This is a genomic window from Bartonella vaga (genome assembly GCF_037070895.1).
Lineage (GTDB): Bacteria > Pseudomonadota > Alphaproteobacteria > Rhizobiales > Rhizobiaceae > Bartonella.
Genome location: NZ_JAYMZK010000001.1, coordinates 410,684 through 433,171, shown reverse-complemented (window position 1 = coordinate 433,171; position 22,488 = coordinate 410,684). Strand labels below are relative to the sequence as shown.

18 protein-coding genes are annotated in these 22,488 nt (G+C 38.9%); 2 read left to right on the top strand and 16 right to left on the bottom strand.

Going from position 1 to position 22,488, the window contains the following annotated elements; translation table 11 throughout:
- The first annotated feature begins 778 nt into the window (after positions 1 to 778).
- Positions 779 to 1,684 (top strand): formate dehydrogenase accessory protein FdhE, encoded by a 906-nt coding sequence (locus tag WCP76_RS01865; RefSeq protein ID WP_336293990.1) that lies wholly within the window; start codon positions 779 to 781, stop codon positions 1,682 to 1,684.
- Between the two features lie 480 nt (positions 1,685 to 2,164).
- On the opposite strand, the gene WCP76_RS01860 is transcribed toward WCP76_RS01865, so the two are convergent.
- From WCP76_RS01860 to clpB, 13 genes are all read right to left on the bottom strand, one after another.
- Complete coding sequence (locus tag WCP76_RS01860; RefSeq protein ID WP_336293989.1) at positions 2,165 to 2,608, bottom strand: hypothetical protein; 444 nt, start codon at positions 2,606 to 2,608, stop codon at positions 2,165 to 2,167.
- Positions 2,609 to 3,085: 477 nt separating this feature from the next.
- On the bottom strand, positions 3,086 to 3,328 hold the full coding sequence (locus WCP76_RS01855) for a hypothetical protein (protein ID WP_336293988.1): 243 nt from the start codon (positions 3,326 to 3,328) through the stop codon (positions 3,086 to 3,088).
- 214 nt (positions 3,329 to 3,542) lie between these two features.
- Positions 3,543 to 3,848, bottom strand: coding sequence for a hypothetical protein (locus WCP76_RS01850; RefSeq protein ID WP_336293987.1), 306 nt, complete (start codon positions 3,846 to 3,848; stop codon positions 3,543 to 3,545).
- 1,241 nt (positions 3,849 to 5,089) lie between these two features.
- Positions 5,090 to 6,214, bottom strand: a complete 1,125-nt coding sequence (gene bgtD / locus WCP76_RS01845; protein ID WP_336293986.1) for a BaGTA-type gene transfer agent maturation protease BgtD — start codon at positions 6,212 to 6,214, stop codon at positions 5,090 to 5,092.
- Positions 6,211 to 6,669 (bottom strand): hypothetical protein, encoded by a 459-nt coding sequence (locus WCP76_RS01840; protein WP_336293985.1) that lies wholly within the window; start codon positions 6,667 to 6,669, stop codon positions 6,211 to 6,213. Before WCP76_RS01840 ends, bgtD begins: the two co-directional genes overlap by 4 nt.
- A gap of 176 nt (positions 6,670 to 6,845) precedes the next feature.
- Positions 6,846 to 8,309 (bottom strand): gene transfer agent protein BgtE, encoded by a 1,464-nt coding sequence (gene bgtE, locus WCP76_RS01835; RefSeq protein WP_336293984.1) that lies wholly within the window; start codon positions 8,307 to 8,309, stop codon positions 6,846 to 6,848.
- A complete protein-coding gene (locus tag WCP76_RS01830) occupies positions 8,310 to 9,005 on the bottom strand; it encodes a hypothetical protein (RefSeq protein WP_336293983.1) in 696 nt (231 codons plus the stop codon).
- Between the two features lie 100 nt (positions 9,006 to 9,105).
- Positions 9,106 to 10,224, bottom strand: a complete 1,119-nt coding sequence (gene bgtG / locus WCP76_RS01825) for a BaGTA-type gene transfer agent major capsid protein (protein ID WP_336293982.1) — start codon at positions 10,222 to 10,224, stop codon at positions 9,106 to 9,108.
- A gap of 196 nt (positions 10,225 to 10,420) precedes the next feature.
- Positions 10,421 to 11,221 carry a hypothetical protein gene (locus WCP76_RS01820; RefSeq protein WP_336293981.1) on the bottom strand — a complete coding sequence of 267 codons (801 nt, stop codon included), beginning with the start codon at positions 11,219 to 11,221 and terminating at the stop codon, positions 10,421 to 10,423.
- Positions 11,222 to 11,274: 53 nt separating this feature from the next.
- Complete coding sequence (gene bgtI, locus WCP76_RS01815; RefSeq protein ID WP_336293980.1) at positions 11,275 to 13,104, bottom strand: BaGTA-type gene transfer agent portal protein BgtI; 1,830 nt, start codon at positions 13,102 to 13,104, stop codon at positions 11,275 to 11,277.
- Entirely contained in the window at positions 13,104 to 14,429 is a 1,326-nt protein-coding gene (locus tag WCP76_RS01810) for a PBSX family phage terminase large subunit (RefSeq protein ID WP_336293979.1), read from the bottom strand. The genes bgtI and WCP76_RS01810 overlap by 1 nt, the downstream gene beginning before the upstream one ends.
- 21 nt (positions 14,430 to 14,450) lie before the next feature.
- The gene (locus WCP76_RS01805) at positions 14,451 to 14,765 is read right to left on the bottom strand and encodes a hypothetical protein (protein WP_336293978.1); all 315 of its coding nucleotides are present in this window, start codon (positions 14,763 to 14,765) and stop codon (positions 14,451 to 14,453) included.
- An 891-nt stretch (positions 14,766 to 15,656) separates the two neighbouring features.
- Positions 15,657 to 18,236, bottom strand: a complete 2,580-nt coding sequence (clpB, locus tag WCP76_RS01800) for an ATP-dependent chaperone ClpB (protein WP_336293977.1) — start codon at positions 18,234 to 18,236, stop codon at positions 15,657 to 15,659.
- Positions 18,237 to 18,974: 738 nt separating this feature from the next.
- On the opposite strand from clpB, the gene WCP76_RS01795 reads away from it, so the two are divergent.
- A complete protein-coding gene (locus WCP76_RS01795; RefSeq protein ID WP_336293976.1) occupies positions 18,975 to 19,142 on the top strand; it encodes a hypothetical protein in 168 nt (55 codons plus the stop codon).
- 690 nt (positions 19,143 to 19,832) lie between these two features.
- Here WCP76_RS01795 and yacG read toward each other — a convergent pair.
- From yacG to infA, 3 genes are all read right to left on the bottom strand, one after another.
- Complete coding sequence (gene yacG, locus WCP76_RS01790; protein ID WP_336293975.1) at positions 19,833 to 20,138, bottom strand: DNA gyrase inhibitor YacG; 306 nt, start codon at positions 20,136 to 20,138, stop codon at positions 19,833 to 19,835.
- Between the two features lie 35 nt (positions 20,139 to 20,173).
- Complete coding sequence (locus tag WCP76_RS01785; protein ID WP_336293974.1) at positions 20,174 to 20,863, bottom strand: Maf family nucleotide pyrophosphatase; 690 nt, start codon at positions 20,861 to 20,863, stop codon at positions 20,174 to 20,176.
- Between the two features lie 181 nt (positions 20,864 to 21,044).
- The gene (infA, locus tag WCP76_RS01780) at positions 21,045 to 21,263 is read right to left on the bottom strand and encodes a translation initiation factor IF-1 (RefSeq protein ID WP_004857577.1); all 219 of its coding nucleotides are present in this window, start codon (positions 21,261 to 21,263) and stop codon (positions 21,045 to 21,047) included.
- Positions 21,264 to 22,488 lie beyond the last annotated feature (1,225 nt).

The following is a 22,488-nucleotide window of genomic DNA, read 5'->3' as shown; positions in this document are numbered from 1 at the left end:
ATTATGTTTAGAATACGGTTATCAGACTATCCGCGTCTTTTTCACTCAAATGATACCTATCGATATTTGATAAAAGCATATATTTCTTGAAAACCACAAAAACAGCCTGGAAACTATAAGCCCAAAGTTTCCTATTTCTCTGTTAACCAGCAGAAACCTAGTGATGTTTACATAAAATGCCAAGTGTTTTCTTTAAATAAACCATATTTCATTAAAAAAAATAACCATCTTGTGGAAAAACAAAAAACGAGAACATACACAAACATCTCCAGCAAAAAACAACCTCTGCTAAAGAACAAATAGAAGCCCTCTTTTTCGCTTTTAGGCCACTGATCACAAAACGCCGATATCCCCTACCCCTCGCGCACTTAATTTCTCAGCAATCACGCCCACGAACACTACACAAACACATTCAATTCAATGAACATATCCTCTCTTCTGCGCTAAAGCAATCCCCTTGTGAGCAACAATCCACTATCGCTTCACAAAACCTCTCGCTTTTTATACATAGATTAACATGAAGCATTATTCAAGTCCTATGATCATCAACAAATCAGTCTTTTTGCTAAAGCTAGCGAACTTGTGCTATAAATTTCTTTGTAATTCCAAAAAATTTATAAGTAGATTGAATCTGTAATTTATGACAACTTAGCATAAAATCTGTGTATCTATTTATAAAAAAAAGGTTTATGAGAAAGAAATCATTAAAATGCCATGCCAAAAAAAAATGCAAGATTCTCGAAAAAAAAATTCAAAATCTCAAAACAAGAATAAAATCATGCATGCCCCATCTTTGGTTATACTTCCTGATAAGAAAAATTTATTTGCAAAACGAGCACAGCGTTTTGCATATTTGGCAAAAAGCGCACCAAACCCCAACAGCATCCTAGATAAAGAATCTCTTCTTTTTTTTGCTCATTTTTGTAATGCCCAACAACAATTGACAGAAAAATTTAAAAATTTTGCCACCCCTCTTAGTCGTTTTTGTATTGTTTCAGCTCCCCCTTTTGATCGATCAAAATTATTGTCTTTGGGCTTATATGAAAGCATTGCTGAAGATTTTTTGAAACATTTATCAACCCAAACTTTCTCGACAATAAGATACGAAGCTTTAAGCTGCACAAGACAGAAAAAAGACCAATGGCGCCTGTGGGGACATAATCTGTTAAACCACATACTTCCCCCACAACAATTAACAGAACATATTTTTATCATCGGTGCATTACAAATCATCTATTCTCTTGCCGCTTCACAGCTTGATGCTCAAAACTTTTTCCCCCAACAAAAAAACCTATGCCCTGCCTGTAGCGGTACACACTTTGCCAACCTCATTATCGATTGGAAATCACACAAGAGTATAAAAGTTTGTTCTTGCCTTTATTGCGGTACCCTCTGGCATATCCCAAACACCCAATGTACCTTTTGTAAATCAACGCAGAATATTTCTAGCCACACTATCGAAAATATGCCCGACAGTATTTTATTTGAAACCTGTGCTATATGTGGGTCTTATTGCAAACAACTCAATCAACACAAAAACCCCACACTCGATGTTTTTGCAGATGAAATCAGCACCCCAACGCCTGATCCTTTGCACAACAACCCTTCTTATTTTAAACGTAAGAGTTTTAACCCCTTTTTAGCAGAGCACAGAAAACAACCCGCATTTCTCTCAACAAAATAGCTTAACACCAACAAATCAACTGTAATGAGAGCTACCGAAACTCCATGGAGCAATAATTCAAAGGGCTAAAACACGAATCCCACTTCGAAAAGATACAACAGCCCTTTTGCTACCTAACGCACACAGCAACAGATATCAAAACAATCTTCTTTATAAAAAACAATATAGAAATTTTATGATTTATCTTGAAATGCTTTTCAGGTTAAAAACGAAAAAGCTGCATCCCCAGAAAGTTAAAGATCTTGATGCTACCTGCACCAAAATTAAAAGGATGTGCTTTGGGCTGTATTTTTTACTTCTCTCTACGGCCATGAAGATGAGAAAAATGCTTCATTTATCTCTTTATCTTTGCAGTGCTTTGTAATATCTTGCAGAATATTAAAAAGAGGCAACCCGCACAATAGTGAGATATTCTTTGACAGCTTGCCTTTGTCCGCTCATTTTTACACTTCTCATACTCTTAAATTTCTGCGTGAAAGTTTAAAAGTAATTGCGCACTTGACCGTTACTAGCCTCTCTTTCATTGATAAAGCAATCCCGTAAGAGAAAGTAGTTTCCATCTCCTGGTCTCACTCTTTTCACACATTTTTTCTTTTCCCTCTCTGAAAGAAAGTCCCACATTTCACGAATAGCAAAATAGGCGTTGCTTTCCAAATTAACGCAGTGCTTATAAACTTCTCTCTCCATATCAGACGGAACTGAAGCAGAAACTTCTTTGCAATACACACGTAGATCAAACATTGGAATAGCTACTACAATAGGAGCTTGTTGTATCACTTGTTTTTTGGGAGAAAGATAACGAACAATTTTTACAATGCCAAAGCAAAGAGCAAATACACAAAAGAACAATATGCAAACAAAGGCAATCTTGCGATACACTTTTTTAAAATAAGCTTTTTGCCTTGCTCGGATTCTTTTTTCCATAAAGACCGTATCCTTTAATATCCGAAGTTCATCTTTTTTATAATAAAAAATGATAAACGTAAAAATACATATTACAGCTGCATATTATTAATTTTCTTATACCAAAACAGCCTTTTTTCTCTATACTCTTAACGTTTTTATTCTCTTTGTTACTTAAAACTGTTATTGAACGATCTTCGTGTCCACTTTTATGAAAAGGATACAAAAGTACTCTGAAGGCTTTGTTAAAGTAAAATCCAATACAGATAATATAAATGAGTTTTTACTCGAAATAAATACACCTTATTGAAAATAACACACTTATTTTCGCGGTAAAGATCCAAACATCTCATACATATTTTTTGTGTTTCTGTATCACACCTTGTATTTTTTAGAACTTCTCAAGTTTTACCGACAGCAGAATGAGAAATATAAACAGCAAACCCAGATGATCAATCGGCGATTGTGCTATCTGCATCACATTATTTAGCATTTTGCTTAATTATTTGAAATTTTAAAGATCTTTGAGAATTGTTCTAACTGTTGTTCTAAAGTATCAACACGCTGCGATATTTCAGTTATGTTTGTGGTTTGTTCTTTATCGAAACGACTAATGTCTTGAGCTGCTAGTCTCAACAACACTTTCAAAGGAACATATCCCGTTTTTCCGTTGGTACAAATTACCACACGAATCTGTTCAGGATCATCAATATCAGCAATAGAAAATGGAAAAAACGCCATTGTATTCCCTCTTTGTTATGAACTATAAAACAACAAAATTTTCAGATTTCAGTGTATTTTCACTGACAAATTTTTGCACAATACAAACTTATTGAAAAACTTTTGAAAAAAATTCTAAAAGACCTAAGCAAAGAAATTTCTTGAAATTGCAGCTCTTTTTTCTTTCACGAAAACAATGCTCTCACGATTGGAAACTAAAGCAGGAAGACAACTATTACGCTATTCCATCAATCGTTCTCTTTGCATAAATAGACTGTTCGATACCAATATTATCCTTTTCAAGTAAATTGGCTGGAAAAAACTTGATGCTGCAAAAGTCACGAGATTTATAAAATATATACCGCCCACAGATTAGAGTCATAATAGCATTATTCTGCATTCTCTTAATCATCACAAACGTCAAGAAGTCCCAAAGGCTTCTTAAAAAGCCGGGCACTTTTTTCTCCACCAACATTAAAAAGCCTGCATTGAAAATCTTGGCCGAACATTTTTCTTGAATAGTTTTTCTTATAGCAGCCAAGTTTTTGTTCCCTTAACAAAAAGCGGGTTCCTTGACCCTCTCCTATGTAACAATAGAAAAAACGACAAAAAGATGCAGAAATACATCTCAACATTGGAAAAACATACCACCCGCAGCTGACCTCACTCCACTCAGCAACAGTAGACGCTTTCACTATATAGGGATAAATAAACTCAGGCTGCCTTCTTTTTTGAAATCGACTGTTTATCATAAAAGTTTAATACACCCCGTGATTTTAACTGAGCTTTTTTCTGATGATCAGTTTTAGCTCTAATAAGAGCTTCAATTTTCATGCTTTAACAGCATAAACAACTGCAATATTAACGGGAAACGTTTCATCATAGCCTATCTTTACAAAATGGCTTTATTTTCATACCCCCCTATAACAGCTAGGAAATTATCTGGCATGTACAGAAGCAGTGCTTCAAAAATCTCCCCATAAAGTTTATCTACTTCTCGGCAATTCACAATACTAATTTTACCCATATAACCGCAAAACATCTGTCTTTTCTTAATGGATATAGACTATAAAGACTTTTCTTCTCTATTTCCTAGGCAGTATCCTTTATCAATCTCTTTTCTTATCTATCCCACAAAAATCTTGAGCATTGTATCTTACGTGCTTATCTCCTTTTCCTTATGTTTCACAAAGAACAGCGAACATGCTATATATGAGAATAGGATTTTATCACATAACGGCCGAGCAGTAGGTGCTTTTTCCGTAGCAAAATATCAATAAAGCGAAGCGAAAAACTTTTATTTACGGAAAAAAATAGGAAAGCTTTAGGAAGTATTTTAATGCTTGGTTTAAAACTGATCTTTAAGATTTTTACAGCCATGTCACCAATTAGAGATAAGCCCATAAAGACCATTCCTTGAACTTTCCTACCCCTTAAAAGCACTGTATAACCTACATTTACTTTATACCTCGGTCGTTCAGGCAATTAGTTTAAGATGACATTTGTTTTTTCTCTATTCACTTTTGTAATTTGAAACACACAACTATGCCACTCATAAACGCCTCGACACAAAAATGGGTGTTAAACCCATAAATATTGCATTCTTCTCCTCACAGAGCATAAACTGTATGTACCAATATATCACATAAATATTCTTTGGTATAATGCATCATCGTTCTCACACGATGATTAACCAAGCTTTGAAATTATCCTTTTACCCCATTATAATCTTATCGATGCAAGCATTTTCAAACGATATAAGCAAACAATCACAGGCCGCACTTATAGAACACATCCTGTTTTTAAAAAAGGCAGGTGGGTCAAGAGAGAAGAAAATAAAGCAGCGATTTTATTTTTACGGGCTGGAATTTTCTCCATTTTCAAACCAATCTTGTCATAATCGACATGCAATAATTTTGTTTTTTCATTGATATACACAGCATCTGGCTTCAACTGCAGCACTTCCTGAGCAAGAACGCCACGATAGCGTTGCGGATCTCCTTTATAATTAAAGGTATAAAGCGGATAACCATTTTTTTTGCCCACGGGAACAATATTTTCTTTAGCTCTCACATCAGAAAGTCCTAAAATTCCTCCCAACAATCCGAGCACTTTCTGTGCATCGCGCAGCGGATCTTTTACAGTGGAAGGCATTGTCGTAGATTTTTGTGTTTCCGTTCCATAATTTCCAGCCGCTTGTGTTCCTACTTGTAATAAGCGTTCTAATTGGTTCCATGCTTTATTATCTTGTTCTGTCCATTTTTGGCGTTCAGCATCTAAGACATTTTGACGATTTGCATCTTGGATCATACCGCCTTTCAAAGCATTACTTTGCGCATTACTTTGTCCCTGAAAGTAAGTGTTGGCAGCATTAATCTGATCACGCAAAGATCCATCAATTATCTGATTAGCATGCATCATATTATTAATATCTTGATTATATTGCTGTGCGGTGGCATTTGTTGCTAATGCTCCCAGCTCATCAGCAAGCACTCCGGTATGAGCACCAGATCCATATCGCCCAGCCCCAGACATAGATTGATTAATGGCATCAGAGGTTTTGTTGAGCGCATTTTGCAACGCAGCATTAAATTTACTATTGCTTCCAATCTGGTTTCCTTGAGCCATATTTAAAAGATTTTTAGCACTTTGGGTTGGTTCATTAAACCACTGAGTCAATGCTGGATTATTATATTGACCTGTAGCCTGTTCTAAACCAGTGAGAGCATTTTTTGTCATATTGCTAAGACCAGCGACGCGCTCACCTTGATAAACATTTCCGCCAACACCTTTATTGTACAGGTCAAGTGCTTGAGAACTAGCATTTTTAAAGATATCTGCGGCCCACGCAGGTGGTGCATTTGTTTGTGTCGTTGTTTGCACTTGAGGTGTTACTTTTCTACTCATGAAGCAAGAACCTTTCTATAATGAATAAGATTACGAGAATATCCATGATGCGCAAGTGTTTCAGCCCATCCAACCCTTCCACACATCTGAATTTCCTCAGCATTGATTGTTTGCGCCCATTCTTCAACCTTATTGATCAATTTGACCAATTTCAGTCCTCCCTCTCCAGCAAGATCTGAAAGGACGACGCGTTTTTTTCCCGTAAGGGTTATTTCAACTTTGGTAATCGCAAAAGCGCTAAATTGGGTTTTATTTTTCAAGATAAGCCACAATTGTGCTTTTCCAGTAGCGAGTTCTTCGGCAATTGTCGCTAGACAAACATCATCAGGAAAGCGCTTAGCATATTTCTTCAATGCGGCATTTAGAGTACCTTGATAGCGTGCTATTTTTTCCCATGACCATTGATCTGTAAGATGGGCAGAATAAAAACTTTGACTGTCGTGTTGCAGTGCCATGATTTTTGCTCTTTTGACTTTCTGTTCAAATAGAACCCTATGACCAATTATGCAGCATAAAAACCTACTGCTCATTTATGCAACATGCTTAACGCACTGCTTTAAATGAGACGCTTACCATCGCCTTACTCCTTGATTAGTAAGGCACGTTATTATAAGGGGTAGTAAGGGCAAGGCTAACGCATGCCAGCGGGCTTCAACTCCACGTCGAATCCAGCTATATGAGACCAATTCATTCCTTCAGGAATCCGCAATTTAAAGCGATAAAACCGTGCCCTTGCACGAGAATGAATTTGCCCCGTATTATGAGAAGGCCTTTTTTCCGGCAACCAAACCGTTTTCTCTTCAAGTGATTGACGAAAACGTATTCCCACAGACACGTAAAACTGTCCACTATTCACTTGAGGCATAATATTTTTTATTCGAGTTACCAGACCATTTGTCTGTCCCATCTCCTGTGAGGTAATCTCACAGGCCATAGGGGAACCAGAAAACGAGCCAAGCCTTCCCTGATTATCAAATGCGCCGAGAATAGGAGATTCATTGTTCCAAATTTTACTGTCGAGAGACAAGGGTAAATCATCAATGTTCGGTGTAACCCCATCAAGTGCTTCTAACGTAGCTCCAGACGAGAAAATGGGTAGAATCATTTCGATGTCTACAACAGCTTTTGTCCATTTTTGTAATCCCCAATCATAAATAAGCAAGGTGCGCTTTTTGTCTTTCCGATCAGAATCAATCACCCAATAAACGCGATTAAAAACCCCATCGATAGCAGAAAACAAAGTGGGCAGATTATCAAAATTAGATTTTTCCGACATTGTTCGGTCTACTTTTTCAAAACCAATTGGTATAATCTGTCCCTCACCAGAGATCTGATAAAATCCACCTTCATCGTTAAAGAAGGCAAAATTATCTCGAGAAACGATAGAGTGTGCGTTTCTTGCACCGCGTTTATCGTGTATTTTTTGGAAACTGAAAATAATCTTTGACCCAGGAATAAAAGAACCGGCATAGATTGCAGAACGCATAAAGATAATAGGATTTGTTGTTTCCGTTGCCCCTTGCACAACCCCCCCATCAGGAAAATCTTGATAATCGCAGCTTTTTTTTCCAACAGTCCAAAATTCGGCATCGTTCAACCCAGACCAATGGATGCGTCTTGGATACTTTGTCAATTTCATCAAGCAAACGAAATCTCCCCACACACGAACGATTCCCGCTTGTGGTGGATTTCCCCCTAAATCTCTAAATTTGCTATCCTTATGAAAGTTGAACACTTGTGGTTTATCATTAGCATTAACAGCAATGACATTATCACCAAACAAAGCAAACGACCATGGAGCATCAATATTTGCTGAATAGGACTTTCCTTCTTGGCTGATATCATCCCACTGCAAGGTTATATTGTTTAGGCAGTAGATTTTTTGTCCCGTCCCGACAATAATATACACACCATTTTTTGTTCTAATAGCAATAGCTCCTAAAATAGAGCCAGGAAAAGGCTTTGAAAAAGGTTCAAAGCGGGGCATAGGCATATAAAATCCATCGGCCGGAAGCACATTGACGATTTCATCAGTGAAGAGACCATTAATGTTAGCAACATCAGGTCGATATTCAGCAACTGGGAAAAAAGCCATTTAAAACCTCATTGGCACAATATTTGAAGCGCCTTTTCGACGCGATGTTTCAAATCGCAAAGCTTGGAGCTGTTCTTGAAAATCTCTAAAAGAAACAGCGGCATATTCAGGATCTTTAAGGATATTTTTATAGAGCTCGTATTTTGCACGTGCTTTAATGAGATCAAATGCATAAATCAACCAAGGATCACTATCCTTTATCATCCGTCTTTCCCCAAAAAAGGCAAGAGAATAAGAAAGGCGCACGGTCTCAGCTTGTTGAGATATTGGAAAAATTCCTATTTTTTTATCTACATAGCTATAAAAGAGGGGCGTTCCTTGCTCAGACTGTAAGTTATACTCTTGTCGCAATTCTTTAACAGATTTAAACAACAATTTTTTTTGTGTTGCAGCACATGTTCCTAAAAGGACAGATTCAATAGCTCTTTCTGATTCAATAAAAATTCCCTCTTCTTGCCCATACCACATTTTTCCACTTTGTGTTTTGAACGTCACCTCTTTTTTTTCATTGAAGAAGCAAGGTTCCCGTTCACACACCCGCAAAGCAGTAAAAATTGAATCTTGAATTTGGACAGAATATTCATCTGTTGTATCGTCTATTTCATCTTGAATGAGCGTGACCATATAGGAAAAAGTCTTAGAATTATTTAAGTGTGAAGTTTTCAGATTATCGTGTTCAGTAGGAAAAACAATCATGAGCAGTCATAATCCTTTATGTATGAAGCATGTTACATATCTCTCCCCCAACAAGAATGTTTCGTTGGGGAAAAGGGTTTTAAAGCTTTCACTAAAGCCTTTAGGCTGGTGCTCCATAAGTTGAGATCACGATGGTTCCAAAGTCCTGCATTCCTTGTGTGCTTTCTGGCAATTTGAAGCAAGTTTTTTTCATACCAATAATGGTTTTTGCTGCAACACCGAACTCTCGTTCATAGTCGAAAAGCTCTTCCACCAATTTATATCGGGTAGCACCACGATCTTTTCCAAAAGCAATAACAGCACTTTGTGCCCCCAGTAAAACAGCACGACGAACATTTGAGACCACTTTTTTTGTTACAGTAGACTCGACACCTTCAGTAACGTGTTCAGCCTCGCGCAAAATGACGCCATTATACATGCCCAAAGAGCCATCATAGAGTGGATTGTTGAGCCGGCTTCCACTATAGATCGCCTTTGTAATGTCGAGCCACTGTCCAGCATCTGTATTGGTTCGTAACTGTGTGACCTGCGTTGGATGCAGATAAAGCACATAGACACTTTCCCCATTAACACGCACTGGTCTAATTTTTGGATTTGCAAGCTTAGCGCGTTCAACAGCTTTATCGATCAAACTAAGATCGAAGACATCAGCTTTTGTCAACTCTTCATCTTTTGTTTTTCCATTGGGGCGCACAACGCGTTTATCAGTTGGTGCTGTTGGTGCATTAAACCCGTAATGGACAGGTTTGAGTGTAATGCTACGTCCTTCAAAGTTAATGGTTTTTGCGGTATATCCACAAACTTGAATGAAGAACATCATACTGAGACGATCAGCATACCAATCAACCAGGCCATTTTTAGCTTCGGTACGCAAATCGTGTAGAACACGTTGCTGATCAATTGTGCCTTCATTTTTGACACGCACAGCATGAACAAGTTCATTAATTGCCAAGCGATCGTTGAGAAATTGTAAGGCTTCTTCATTGCCTTCAAGCGCCTGCCCTTCACTCACCCCATCGCCGAACAACTGTACGCGTAAATTAAAGCTAACCGCATCACCACTCGCTTTATTCGTTTCATCTTTTAATTGTACAATACTATTTGAATCGCTTCCGATCAACGGTGCGATAGGGATTGCTTTTGATATTTCTTGGTTCAGTAGTTTAGACCATGTGCGTACTGCCATTGGGTCATTGAGTCCTATACAAGTTACGGCCATTTTATCCTCTTAAGGTTATCGACATAAAAAAACCGGCAAGGCGCCGGTTATTGACATTCCACATTTCTCGTTTGCAAATGGTGGATCAGTTGTTGGGTATTTTATATGATCTTTGTTGATAGTTTTTGCCTGCCCCCCTTTGAAAAATCTCCTCATTGCATTTTCCCACTTAAAAAGCTCCTTGGCGTTCTTACTTTTAAAGTTCTCTTCCACCCATTAAGCAGTTAAAAGCGGTTTTGTTTTTGGAATCAGTAATCCAATTACTAAATTCTGCTTCCGACATTTTGTCGAGCATATCCAAAGAAATAGGCCCATTTGGAATCGAGCCGTTATGGGCAGCAAGTGTGCGTGCAGAATTGTGCTTTTCCTGTAAATTTTCACCAATATCATTTTGAGTGTTTGTGTAGCCAAATTTTTCCGCAATAGTGTAAATCACTTGAGCAGGATTTTGATTTCTTTGTGCACAATCGCGCAAAATCTGCTTCAGTTCATTACCGATCACGGCATCAATGGCTTTTGGATCTGCCATTTCGGGATAGAGCGGAGCATAAGCAGCCAACTGCTTAGCCCGTATATCATAAATAAAATCGGCAGCTTTATCAAAATCACAATGCTTTTGTTTAATAGTAGCTACAGATTGTTGATAAAAAGCGTGCAAATTTTCTGCTTCACGAACAGTGGAAGGTTGTTGTTGTTTGGTGTGCAAAAATTCCTGTTTATGAAGTGTTTTTCCAAGCCATTGCATATAACCCATAAAATCTTCTTGCGGATCTGGGGGAGCATCACCCTTTAGCGCCTTTGGAGCATCTTGTGATGGCACGCCTTCTTGCAATGTGCTCTGTTGTTGATGTCCATTTTGACTCCCTTGGAAGTTTTCTTCAAAAATTTTTTCTTTTTCTCCCGCTCCAATTTTGCTTTCTTCTCTTCGTTCAGCTTCTGGAACAACACTCTGTTGTAATTGACTTTGTTCTGCTTGCGTTAAGTGTTCTTGATCCATAGTTTGCCTTCTCTTTTTTGGACATAAAAATATATTTTTTCAAATAAAGCAGCTTATTTTTGCACATTTGCCATCTGTAAAATTGTTTGCGCCATCTGCTCCACTCCGGCATTACTGCTATCGTGCAATGGAGCACTGCTTTGCTCTTGGAAAGGGCTCTGCTTTTGCGCTTTGATAGCAATTTTTTGGATAAGCGATGCCGGCAAAGGCGAATAACGTAACAGGTCGAGCATAATATCTGGAGTTGTGAAACTTTGCATCAAAGGAAGCAATTGCATAATAATAGCGAATGTCCGTTCTTTTTCATTGAGGCTTGTTGGAGCATCATCAACCACAATATCATATTCCAAACTAGTGATCATTTCACGTGTCAAAGGAACATACTGCGCATTTTCATCACCAGCAATACGCACCAATCGCCCATCGGAAAGATAGTTTTGAATGAGATAGAGGATAATTTTTCCCTGTCTTTGCCGATACCGACGCAAACCATCAAAGAAGGAGGCCAACAAATTAAGTGACGATTGTCGACGTTGTTCTTCAAGGATTCCAGGTTGGTTGACCGCCCTTGTTCCAATAAATTCGGAAGACAAACCAGTTACTTGTTCGATAGCGTTCTTTGCTTCATTAAACAATTGAAAGAAGCCTTGGGGGAATTGAGCAATGGGTTTAGGCTGGATTCTTCCACCAGAAACAGCTCCACTTTTAAGCCAAGTAATACTATCTGCCCTAGCCCAACTTTCCATGGCTTGGCGATCGTCATCGAAAGCATCACGTTCTGCCATAATGCCGCCTTTTGACTGGCTATTGAGCAAATGCATAATTTGACTAAAATATTTATTTGCCCAACGTTGCGGATCTTTTGCTGGCTTAACAATACCGTAAAATTGCCGACTAAACTTATCAAAAGTTCCAGTAATACATTCCCATCCCAATTGATTTTGCGGTACCAAGGGTTTATCAGGTTTTTCTAGCAATTTTCTACCCAAAAAAGCCCGTTTAACAACTTTTTTAGTTAACCTTGTTGCTTGAAGAAAAGGAAAATCTTTTCTCAAATTTTGGAAATCCTGCTCCGAATAATCGATAAACTTTCCGCTTTGGGGATCGAGGACTTTATAAACAACTTCGCGTTCAAACCAGCGGCACTCAACCAGTGTGACCATTTTGAGACGTTGATAACTGTCCATATCATCGCCGTCTGTGTAATAGCTTTTCGTATCACCATCGCTGGTTTTGTGTAAAAATGTATGATGCTTTACCCAATCCGCATTAAGATCGCTCCAATGGACATGAGGGAACATTTCTTGAGCAACTGTCAAAGGTTTTTCATCGACATACCAGATACGTTGTGCATCAACCAGATTCGGTTTCACGGCACTTGCATCCCAAACCATCTTCATGGGATCTAATCGTGCAATCACTGGTTTTCCTTGCGGGTCTTCTTCATAATCAAGTCTTGTATCTGTCCAGCCCATTCCACAAATGACAGCATCTTGAAAAGCATCAGAATCTTCATACTCGCCATCGGCTTCGTCACGAAACCACTCAGCAGCTCCGGTAAGGATCTGATTGGCAAAGGCCGCACCTTCCTGGCGTGGAATAAATTGCACTTGTCGTTTATTATTGCGCTCTGCACCGATCACTGCATTGATCAAAGGAGCAATGCGGTTAAAAGTCATAACTGGTCTATTTTGTTCTTGCAACACGGCGAGATCTTGTTCATTCCACTGCCGCCCGTTATAAAAGTCATAGTCTTCTTGAGCATTTTTTCGCCATTGCTCAACATGAGTGATATCATCGTGATACCAGTTGACAAGTTTTTTAAAGAGCGCTTGATGTTCAAGCATTTCGATTTGATCAAAAGAATTTGTAGAACTATTCATTAAAAAGCCATCCATGAAGTTTGAGAATGGTAAGAAGAACGATAAACATGTTTTTTGGGTCGAGCATGTGGCTGTTCATAAGCCACACACATGAGTCCAAAACTATCGGCGCCATGGCTTGCCCAATCATGTTCAGCACCCAATCCGATATTACGCTGTTCATCACGTTTTTCGTGATACCACGCGAGCGCTTTTCGTCCGGCCTGCGTTGTTTCACGGTTAAACCATATGGCAGGAAACAATCGCCTTACGGCTTCGATGCGCATTTTAACGGCACCTATCCCTTGATTAGGAATAACTTTTGTTTGAAAGCCAGCTTGTTGAAGGGCGCTTTCAAAACTTACATTATAGACACGATCTTTGGTTGCTCCATCATGAGGCAGAACCATAAGAGCCTTGTCATATCCCCTTTGCAACACCCACCCAACATGCTCTGAAAGAGGCTGTCCTTGAGCTTCATAATAATCAAGGACACGGATTTCCCGTCCAATAAATTGAGCTACCCACAAAGCTGTAGCATCGGCTTTCGCTCCTGTTCCACCAATATCCCAAAAGATTCGGACTTGAATCAGAGGATCACGGGGAACAGTAGTTATGCGTCCTTCCTGTTCAGCTTCCAGAAGTGCTTTTTGGTAATAAGCGCCTTGAACAGTTTGAAGATACCCACCTTCCCAAATATGGTTATACTGCTCAGGTCTTTGCTGCAAATCGTCCTGACGATCCCGATTGAGCTTTTCGGGAAATTTAGGATTATCGCGCCAATTAATTTCAACCCCTTTTATATTGGGATTATTCACATTTCGGAAACGTTTTTCCACGGGAGCATTTTCACGGCAAGGGTTCCATGTCACCCATAATTCGGCATTCCAATCTTTTCCTTCTTCGCGCAAAGTGGGAATGAGAGTTTGCCAAGCGGTCTCGGTAACAGGTTCTGCTTCATCAACCCAGCAGAGGAAAACGCGCCCCATCGATTTAATACTCGTTATATTGCGATCAAGACCAGCGAAAACATAGACTATACGTCCATCTTTTGACTTGATATATTTATCACCTATTTCATAATAGCCTTGGAGAAAAGGATAAGCTTCAATCGCCCGTTTAATTTCTTCCAACGAGCTTTCATTAAGTGAATTTTGAAATTGTCGTGCACAGAGAATAATACCCCGTTCTCCAGCCATTCCATGCCGATATCCAATCACTGCAGACATCAAAGCAAAGGAACGTGTTTTTCCAGATCCCCGACCTCCCCAAGCGGCACGCACATCAGCTTTTCCGGTAAAAACAGGAACAAGCTTTGGGATGAGAGCAATTTGCGCAGTTGTCATTAATCCTCAAACATCACAATTTTAGACCTCACGATCTACAGAAACCACATTCTTTGAATTTACCGGCACAATCTCAACCCGTGAAATTGTTTTAACATCACATCCTGCTTCTCCAGTAACCTGTAGAGGCAAGACTTTTGCAAGAAGCGAAAAAAAAGGTACAGGATTATTAAGTGCATGATATTGAAGATAAGACACCAATCCATCTTCACCATAATGATATCCTGCTTGCTCAGCAGCTGTAAGAAGAGCCTCATTAAAGCGCTTTGTTGTTTTATTTACAGCACCTTTTGGCCGCCCTCTTCGGCGTAAAGGAAGACAAGGTTTATCCGCCATCATCATGTTCCTTCAAAAAAATAGGAACTGATCCCACGACATAAAAATAGCATGAAAATCAGCAATAAAATTTCAAGAACAAAAGAACTTTTTGATCAGAGATCAAGACATATAGGACGACTTATGTAATCTATGCATGATGACACATCGTATTTTTTGTAATCCTTTTCCGGATAATTAAGCAAAAGCCTTTGTGCCTTTTTATCACAGGTCCCCCCCCGCATAATGTTAGTCCTCTTATCCTCCAAAGAAAAAACAAGACTGCCTCAAAACACCAACAAAGGATGCATAAAAAGGAAAATAGCAATAGAAGATAAAAAGAATAACGGCACTATAGAAAGTGAAGCATCTGAAGCATCTGATGCAGAATAAAAGTATAATCCTCGATAAAAACGAGAGAAGAATTATACTTACGCCCCCCACATTCCTGCTTGGTTATCGAGAAAAGCGTTGCCTCCAATGGATTACCATACAAAGACAACCCAAACCATCTTCTTTCCAGAAAAATACATTCCTTAGATATCTCTCTTATAGGACACATGAAAACTTATTGATTACACAAAAGTCCACTCTACGACCCAATAAAGTTCAAGGAATTATAAATTTATAATTGCTAACCGCACATAATTGAAACTACAAAACTTATTTTTTCAGAAACTGCAAACTGCAAACTGCAAAGAATCACAGATTCTAAAAATTTGTAGAAACAGGCTATGCTTCATGCACAGAGAATTTACTCTACGTAATGGGACTTTCCCACAAATTCAATTGCATTCACTATGAAAAAGTACAAAATACCTATTGTTTCATAATGATACATATTTAGATGTACCTTGTCAACTTTATTTTATGTTTTCATGATTATTTTTCTAAAATATGATGAACATTTTCTCAATTACGAGACAAAAAAACTAACTGATCGCCTTCTTTTTCAATTGTCACAGTTGATTCATCCTGGACTTCTCCACACAAGATCTTTTCTGCAAGAGGATCTTGAATTTCTTTTTGGATAATGCGTTTGAGAGGCCGCGCTCCGTAAAGGGGATCATAGCCTTTTTGAGCGAGGAACTTTCGTACTTCTGGCTTGATATTCAAAGTTATTTTGCGTTCATTGAGCAAATCTTGCAAATGTTGGATCTGAATATCAACGATTGCTTCCATATGGTTCCGTTGTAATCTCTGAAAGAGGATAATCTCATCAATACGATTAAGAAACTCTGGGCGGAAAGCAGCTTTTACGACATCCATGACGTCATTTTTGGCCTGATCGGTTATTTGCCCTTCAGGCAACGCGGTTAAAAATTCTGCTCCAAGATTTGAGGTCATAATTAGCAAAGTATTTCGAAAATCAACAGTTCGTCCTTGACCATCTGTCAAGCGTCCCTCATCAAGAACCTGCAACAAGAGATTAAAAATATCGGGATGAGCTTTTTCAATTTCATCGAACAAAATAACCTGATAAGGCCTTCGCCGCACAGCTTCGGTCAACACCCCGCCTTCCTCATATCCGACATATCCAGGCGGTGCGCCAATCAAACGCGCACCGGCATGCTTTTCCATATATTCCGACATATCAATACGCAGCATTGCGTTAGAGTCTTGAAAGAGAAAAGCAGCGAGAGCTTTGGTTAATTCGGTTTTCCCAACACCTGTCGGGCCTAAGAACATAAAAGAGCCTATAGGGCGATTTGGATCTTGCAACCCCGCACGCGCGCGTCGTACAGCACGTGACACGGACTGAACGGCTTCATCTTGTCCAACAACACGCTTGCCAATTTCGTCTTCCATACGCAAGAGCGCTTCTCTCTCTGCCTCGAGCATACGATCAACAGGAATTCCGGTCCACCGTGAAATGATCTGGGCAACGTGTTCAGCAGTTACAGTTTCTTCGACGAGATGATTTTTTTGATCATCACTTTCTGCCATATCCAATTGTTTTTCGAGCTGCGGGATGACACTATAAGCGAGTTCTCCAGCTTTTTGGAATTGTCCATTGCGTTGAGCAATAGCCAAAGCATTGCGTGCTTCTTCAAGTTGTTTTTTCAAATCGGCTGCATGCCCTAATTTTTGTTTTTCGGCCTGCCAAGCGGACGTCATTTCGGAAGATTGTTGTTCCAACGTTTCCAGTTCTTTCTGTAGATTTTTTAAGCGCTCTTTCGCTGCTGAATCCACTTCTGTTTTCAAAGCTTCGCGTTCAATTTTCAACTGCAAGATGCGTCGATCAAGAGCATCGAGTTCTTCTGGTTTTGAATCGACTTGCATACGCAGCCGGGCCGCAGCTTCATCGATAAGATCAATAGCTTTATCAGGCAAAAAACGATCGGTAATATAGCGGTTAGACAGCCGGGCCGCAGTGATCAGAGCACTATCTGCCAAACGCACTTTATGATGTTGTTCATATTTTTCTTTGATCCCACGCAAAATAGAGATTGTATCCTCAAGCGTTGGCTCAGAAATAAAAACAGGTTGGAAGCGGCGTGCGAGTGCAGCATCTTTTTCGACATATTTGCGATATTCATCGAGCGTCGTTGCTCCGACACAATGGAGTTCTCCACGTGCAAGAGCGGGTTTTAATAAGTTGGAAGCATCCATCGGGCCATCGGATTTCCCAGCTCCAACAAGATTGTGCAATTCATCAATAAACAGAATAACCTGGCCGGTTTCGGATTGCACCTCAGCAAGCACAGCTTTGAGGCGTTCTTCGAATTCACCGCGATATTTTGCCCCAGCGATAAGCGCCCCCATATCCAGAGCATAAAGCTGTTTATCACGCAAGGCTTCTGGTACATCGCCATTAACAATGCGCAGCGCCAACCCTTCAACAATTGCAGTTTTCCCAACTCCGGGTTCACCAATAAGAACGGGATTATTTTTAGTACGTCGTGAAAGAACTTGGACGGTTCGGCGAATTTCTTCTTCACGCCCAATAACAGGATCCAGTTTTCCCTCACGTGCATCTTTTGTCAGATCGCGAGCATATTTTTGCAAAGCATCATATTGGCTTTCGGCGTGGGGGCTCATCGCTTTTTTTCCTTTACGCAAATCATTAATAGCTTGATTAAGCGCTTGCGGGGTCACGCCTGCTTTTGTTAAAATATCGGCTGTTTTTGCAGTTTTTTCCATGATAAGCGCTTGCAATACACGTTCCACGGTTACAAACTGATCACCGGCTTTTTGTGCAAGATCTTCTGCCATAGAGAAAACTTTTGCTAATGGCTGTGACAAATAGAGTTGCCCATTACCGCCTTGCACTTTTGGCAAAGCGTTGAGTTCTTCTGTGAGTTTTTGTTTAATAAGAGAGAGATCGCCGCCAGATTTTTGGATCAACGAAGCCGCCAATCCTTGGGAATCCTCTAACAACACTTTAAGAAAATGCTCAGGCACAAACTGCTGATGATCAGAAGAGAGAGCGTTGTTTTGTGCTGTTTGTAAAAAACCTTGCAACCGTTCGCTGTATTTCTCCAAATTCATTTTTTTTCCTTTCTTGCACCAACACTGTCCCCACCCCCAGAAGACACATGCAAGGACCAAGAAGACCTTACAAATCATCATAAATGAGGTAGCATAAAGAATAACCGTCGTGCTAAGGCGAATATGGGTTCTTACAGGCTCCATAGCAAGGGGGACGAAGAAGAAGCGATATCATTTTTCCACAAAACCACAGCTTTCCTCTGTACAATATACAGTCCCTCACCACTAAAGAATGCATAACAGTTTAAGAGTTGGCTTTACACGACAGAAAATAGTGTACAAATAAACCTTTCGCTTCAAAAAAGGAACGCTTTGCTAGATGAGGTTAAGAGAAAAAACAAAAAGTCTTTTTCATCTTTTTTATAAAAATATTAGATATGTGTCTATTTATGCATGTACATTACTAGCATTATGGAATTAAAGGGGGCTAGATCTGTACTTCAACGTAAAAAATATTATAAATACTTTCTGATAAGCAAACAAAGCTATGCCATTTTTGCTGATAAAGTTATTACCATGCAACACGCATGACTGCACAACGCACTATTCAATATATTCTCTTTTTTTCAGCCACTAAGTTATGATGACAATGAAAATCTAACGACAAGAATAATAACCGACCGCAGATCCTATAGAAGCAACAGTTTGTATCATCGAAAGTGACAAGCATATTTAATAAATGTTGTAAATTTTTGCGTTTTGCTAAAGAGCGTCCCTATTAGAAGAGACTTTTTCATCGTGTTTTTAGTCCGTAAAGTTCAGTCTTTTTCAGGCTTATTGCCAATAACAAATACGGAGGCTCGAGAATGCGGTGCGCAATTGGGTTATCGTGAGATATTGGAGATCAATACCGAAGATGCTTTCAAGATCGAATCTCTGTTGAATACATCTTCTCGGGGAAGCTGAAAATTCCTTATGTCATCTGCCTATCACGTAAGATCAGCTTAAGCAATCTTTTTGACTTAACATTCCCCACTGCACGAAGTTTTAGCATTGCTAACGGGAAAGATCTGTCTGAAAAACTGTTTTAATGGATTCAATAAAGAAGAAAGCTTATCACCATTCTTTTGCAAGATAGTTCTTAAACATCTCATATCTTTTTCCTGCCTCTTGATCCATTTAAGTGGAAATAAATCTTTGCAGACAATTGCAACATTTTTGCTTTATCACTTCACGTCAATAAAATCATACAAGAGGTCACACCGAAAAAGCGGATTATGTCTATGTCTGATGGGAAAATTTAGCAAGTTATTTAAGTGGCCTTCTTATTCCTTAAAGATAGAAAATTCTTACAGCTATAGTTTAAAAGCAAATCGAAATGAGGAATTATTTTTCATTTCTCAACTGTTGTTTTTCTCAATTTCATGAATATTTTTCTGGACGCAATTTAACTTTGAAAAAAGCTTTGTTCTTATCTCTTATGATAAGAAAAACTTTCACTTAAAAGCATCTAGCTTTTTCGCCCACTTCAATCTCCCGCGTTTTCCTTGGTAAACATTCAGTTTTTTAGAGCACATCCCTAAATTTTTCTGTAGGCTTTCAGGTATCTTCCTCTTCCACACCACAGCCTCATTTTAAATTATTTTTTATACTCTGTTACTCTTCTTCATCACTTACTTGCGGCGGTGGCGGTAAAATATAAGCACCTGAAAGCCATCGATTAAGATCAATAGATTGGCATCGTGTTGAACAGAAAGGATAGGCACTTTGTTGTGCTATCTGACCACAAATGGGGCAAGGATGTGGAGGACGGATTGGAGATTTTTCTGTTTGCGTTGAGTTTGGTTCTCTTAGCGTTTGATGTGCCTTTATTATTTGTTCATGTGTTTTGCCTAATTGTTTTTCTGTTTCCTTTTTTTCATCTTGTACTTCCCCTTTTTGTTGCGTTTTACACTGTTCCATAGGTTTTGCCTGTTGATTAAGTTTCTCTAACGCGTTTATTCAGCCCAATGAGGAAGCAGTGGATATTTATAAGCTGTCAAAAGATCCATTGTTTCAGCCAACGGCAAGCCAACCACATTGGAATAAGAACCAGCAAGATCGACTACGAAAGCTCCTGCTTTTCCTTGAATAGCATAGCCGCCTGCTTTTCCTTGCCATTCTCCAGAAGCAAGATAAGCATCCATCAAAGTGGAAGTCAGCCGCCTAAAACGGACGCGACTTTCAACCAATTTTATGTTTATCTTCCCGCATTCATTAAGTACACAAACGGCACCATATACCTTGTGGGAACGTCCAGAAAGAAAGCGCAAACATTCATAAGCTTCGTCTTCGCCCTCTGGCTTAGGAAGAATAGTGCGCCCCACAGCAACCACAGTATCAGCAGCCAAGATAATAATTTTCTGCGCTAACGTCTCTTCTTGGTCATTTTGAGTACGCCATAGCAAAGTCTTTTGTGCCTTAAGCGCTTTTTCCTTTGCCAAACGTTTTGCAAGATTTGCGGGATGTTCTCTTAATTTTGGAGTTTCATCGATATCGCTTGTGTAAACCTCATGAGGCTCAAGACCAATCTGCGCTAAGAGCGCCAAACGACGCGGCGAAGCAGAAGCAAGCACAAATCGGACTTTTTCGAAAGGATTTTCCCTCAAATGATTTTTTCCTAAGAGGGTTTTCTTTAAGCTTTCCATTTTTGCCCCTCAGAATAATTTTAAGCCACCACCCAATTTATTTTGAAGTTACAGATACCCTTTATACATTGACTTCACGTATTCCTAAACTCATTTTTAATTCTCCACTTTTGGAAGAAACATAAGTTACTCTATGAATAGTATACTAGCACTTTTACAGAAAAAGAAAACCACTCATGACCTATTTATAGCGATATGTGATACGCCCTTTTGTCAAATCATAAGGTGTCATTTCCACCATAATTTTATCACCAGCCAACACACGGATACGATTTTTCCGCATTCTTCCAGCAGTATGAGCAATAATTTCATGATCATTTTCTAATTTCACACGAAACATTGCGTTTGGTAAAAGTTCTGTCACGATACCAGAGAATTCCAAAACTTCTTCTTTTGACATAAACAATAATTTCCTTTACAATACGTCTATTTCTGAGCTGCTCGTTATTTTCAGCGTTCATACTCTATTTTCATAGTTTTGTGAACAAAAAACGAGAAGAAAGAGGTTTTTCTTTTTGTACTTGTTCCCTAAGTACCCTCAAAAAGTTTTATCAGATACGCTGGCATGACCTTTTGAATAGATCTGAGACGGGATTTTCTTGAGCATTCTCCAACATTTTTTTCAGCATAGCTTGATTGCTCCAAATCTGCACTTTTTCCAACAACCGTCATCTCATTTATACACTCTGCCCCCTTACAAACTCTGCAACTAACGCCTCCATTGTATTTACAAAGGCACTCATGAAGCATATTTTTTGTATTTTCTTTTATAGATTTACATTTTCATCTTTTATAATTTCATAGGAAAATAGCAAATCTGTGAACAAACATATAGATGCGAGCACGTTAAGCTGTTGTCTTTAAACCCGAGATTTCTTCTTTGAAAAGATTCAACATTTTAAGCTCTCTTATGATACATCAATAAAAACCGCTTGCTTGATATCATAAGGTGAAAATGAATGTTTGAATAAGGCAGTTTGAGAATGGACATCCTATATCTCTAACTCTCTTAATGAATGGTCTCAATGCTAGCTGAAGCGCAAAATTGAAAGCTCGCAAATAAAATGATTATACGGGCTTGTGCCTTGTCTAAGCGAAAAGACGGTGAAGCCTCGTAGAGTTTTGCATTATAGCATCCACACGCACTGTCGTGAATAAAATTAGAACCGACCAGAGAACATCCACACAAAACACTCAAAATATTAAAGAAGAACACTACCACACGATCAGTATCGCAGCACTCTACACCTTTAAACGCTTCTTGTTTTTCGTGTTTTTTGAGCAGTATAATCACAACTATCAAAACAATGGAGTTATATTACTTTTCACTCTGTTGCTACTATAAGAAGCATTGTTAAACTGTTTTCTCTCACTAAACAAAATCCTCAATGAAATTTAAGCACGAAAGCGCACAAGAACACACTACATTGATATTGCCATATATGCCAGACTGCCAGACCAACAAAACATTGAGAGACCAAAAGGAAACATCGAAAAAAGAGGTTTATTCATTGGAATATGAACCTCCACAGGAAATGCTTTAACAAAAACTTTCTAAATGGAAAATCCCACACGATAGAGTTAGTAAAATAGGCCAGAAGTGCTCAATTAAATGCTTTTCTTTA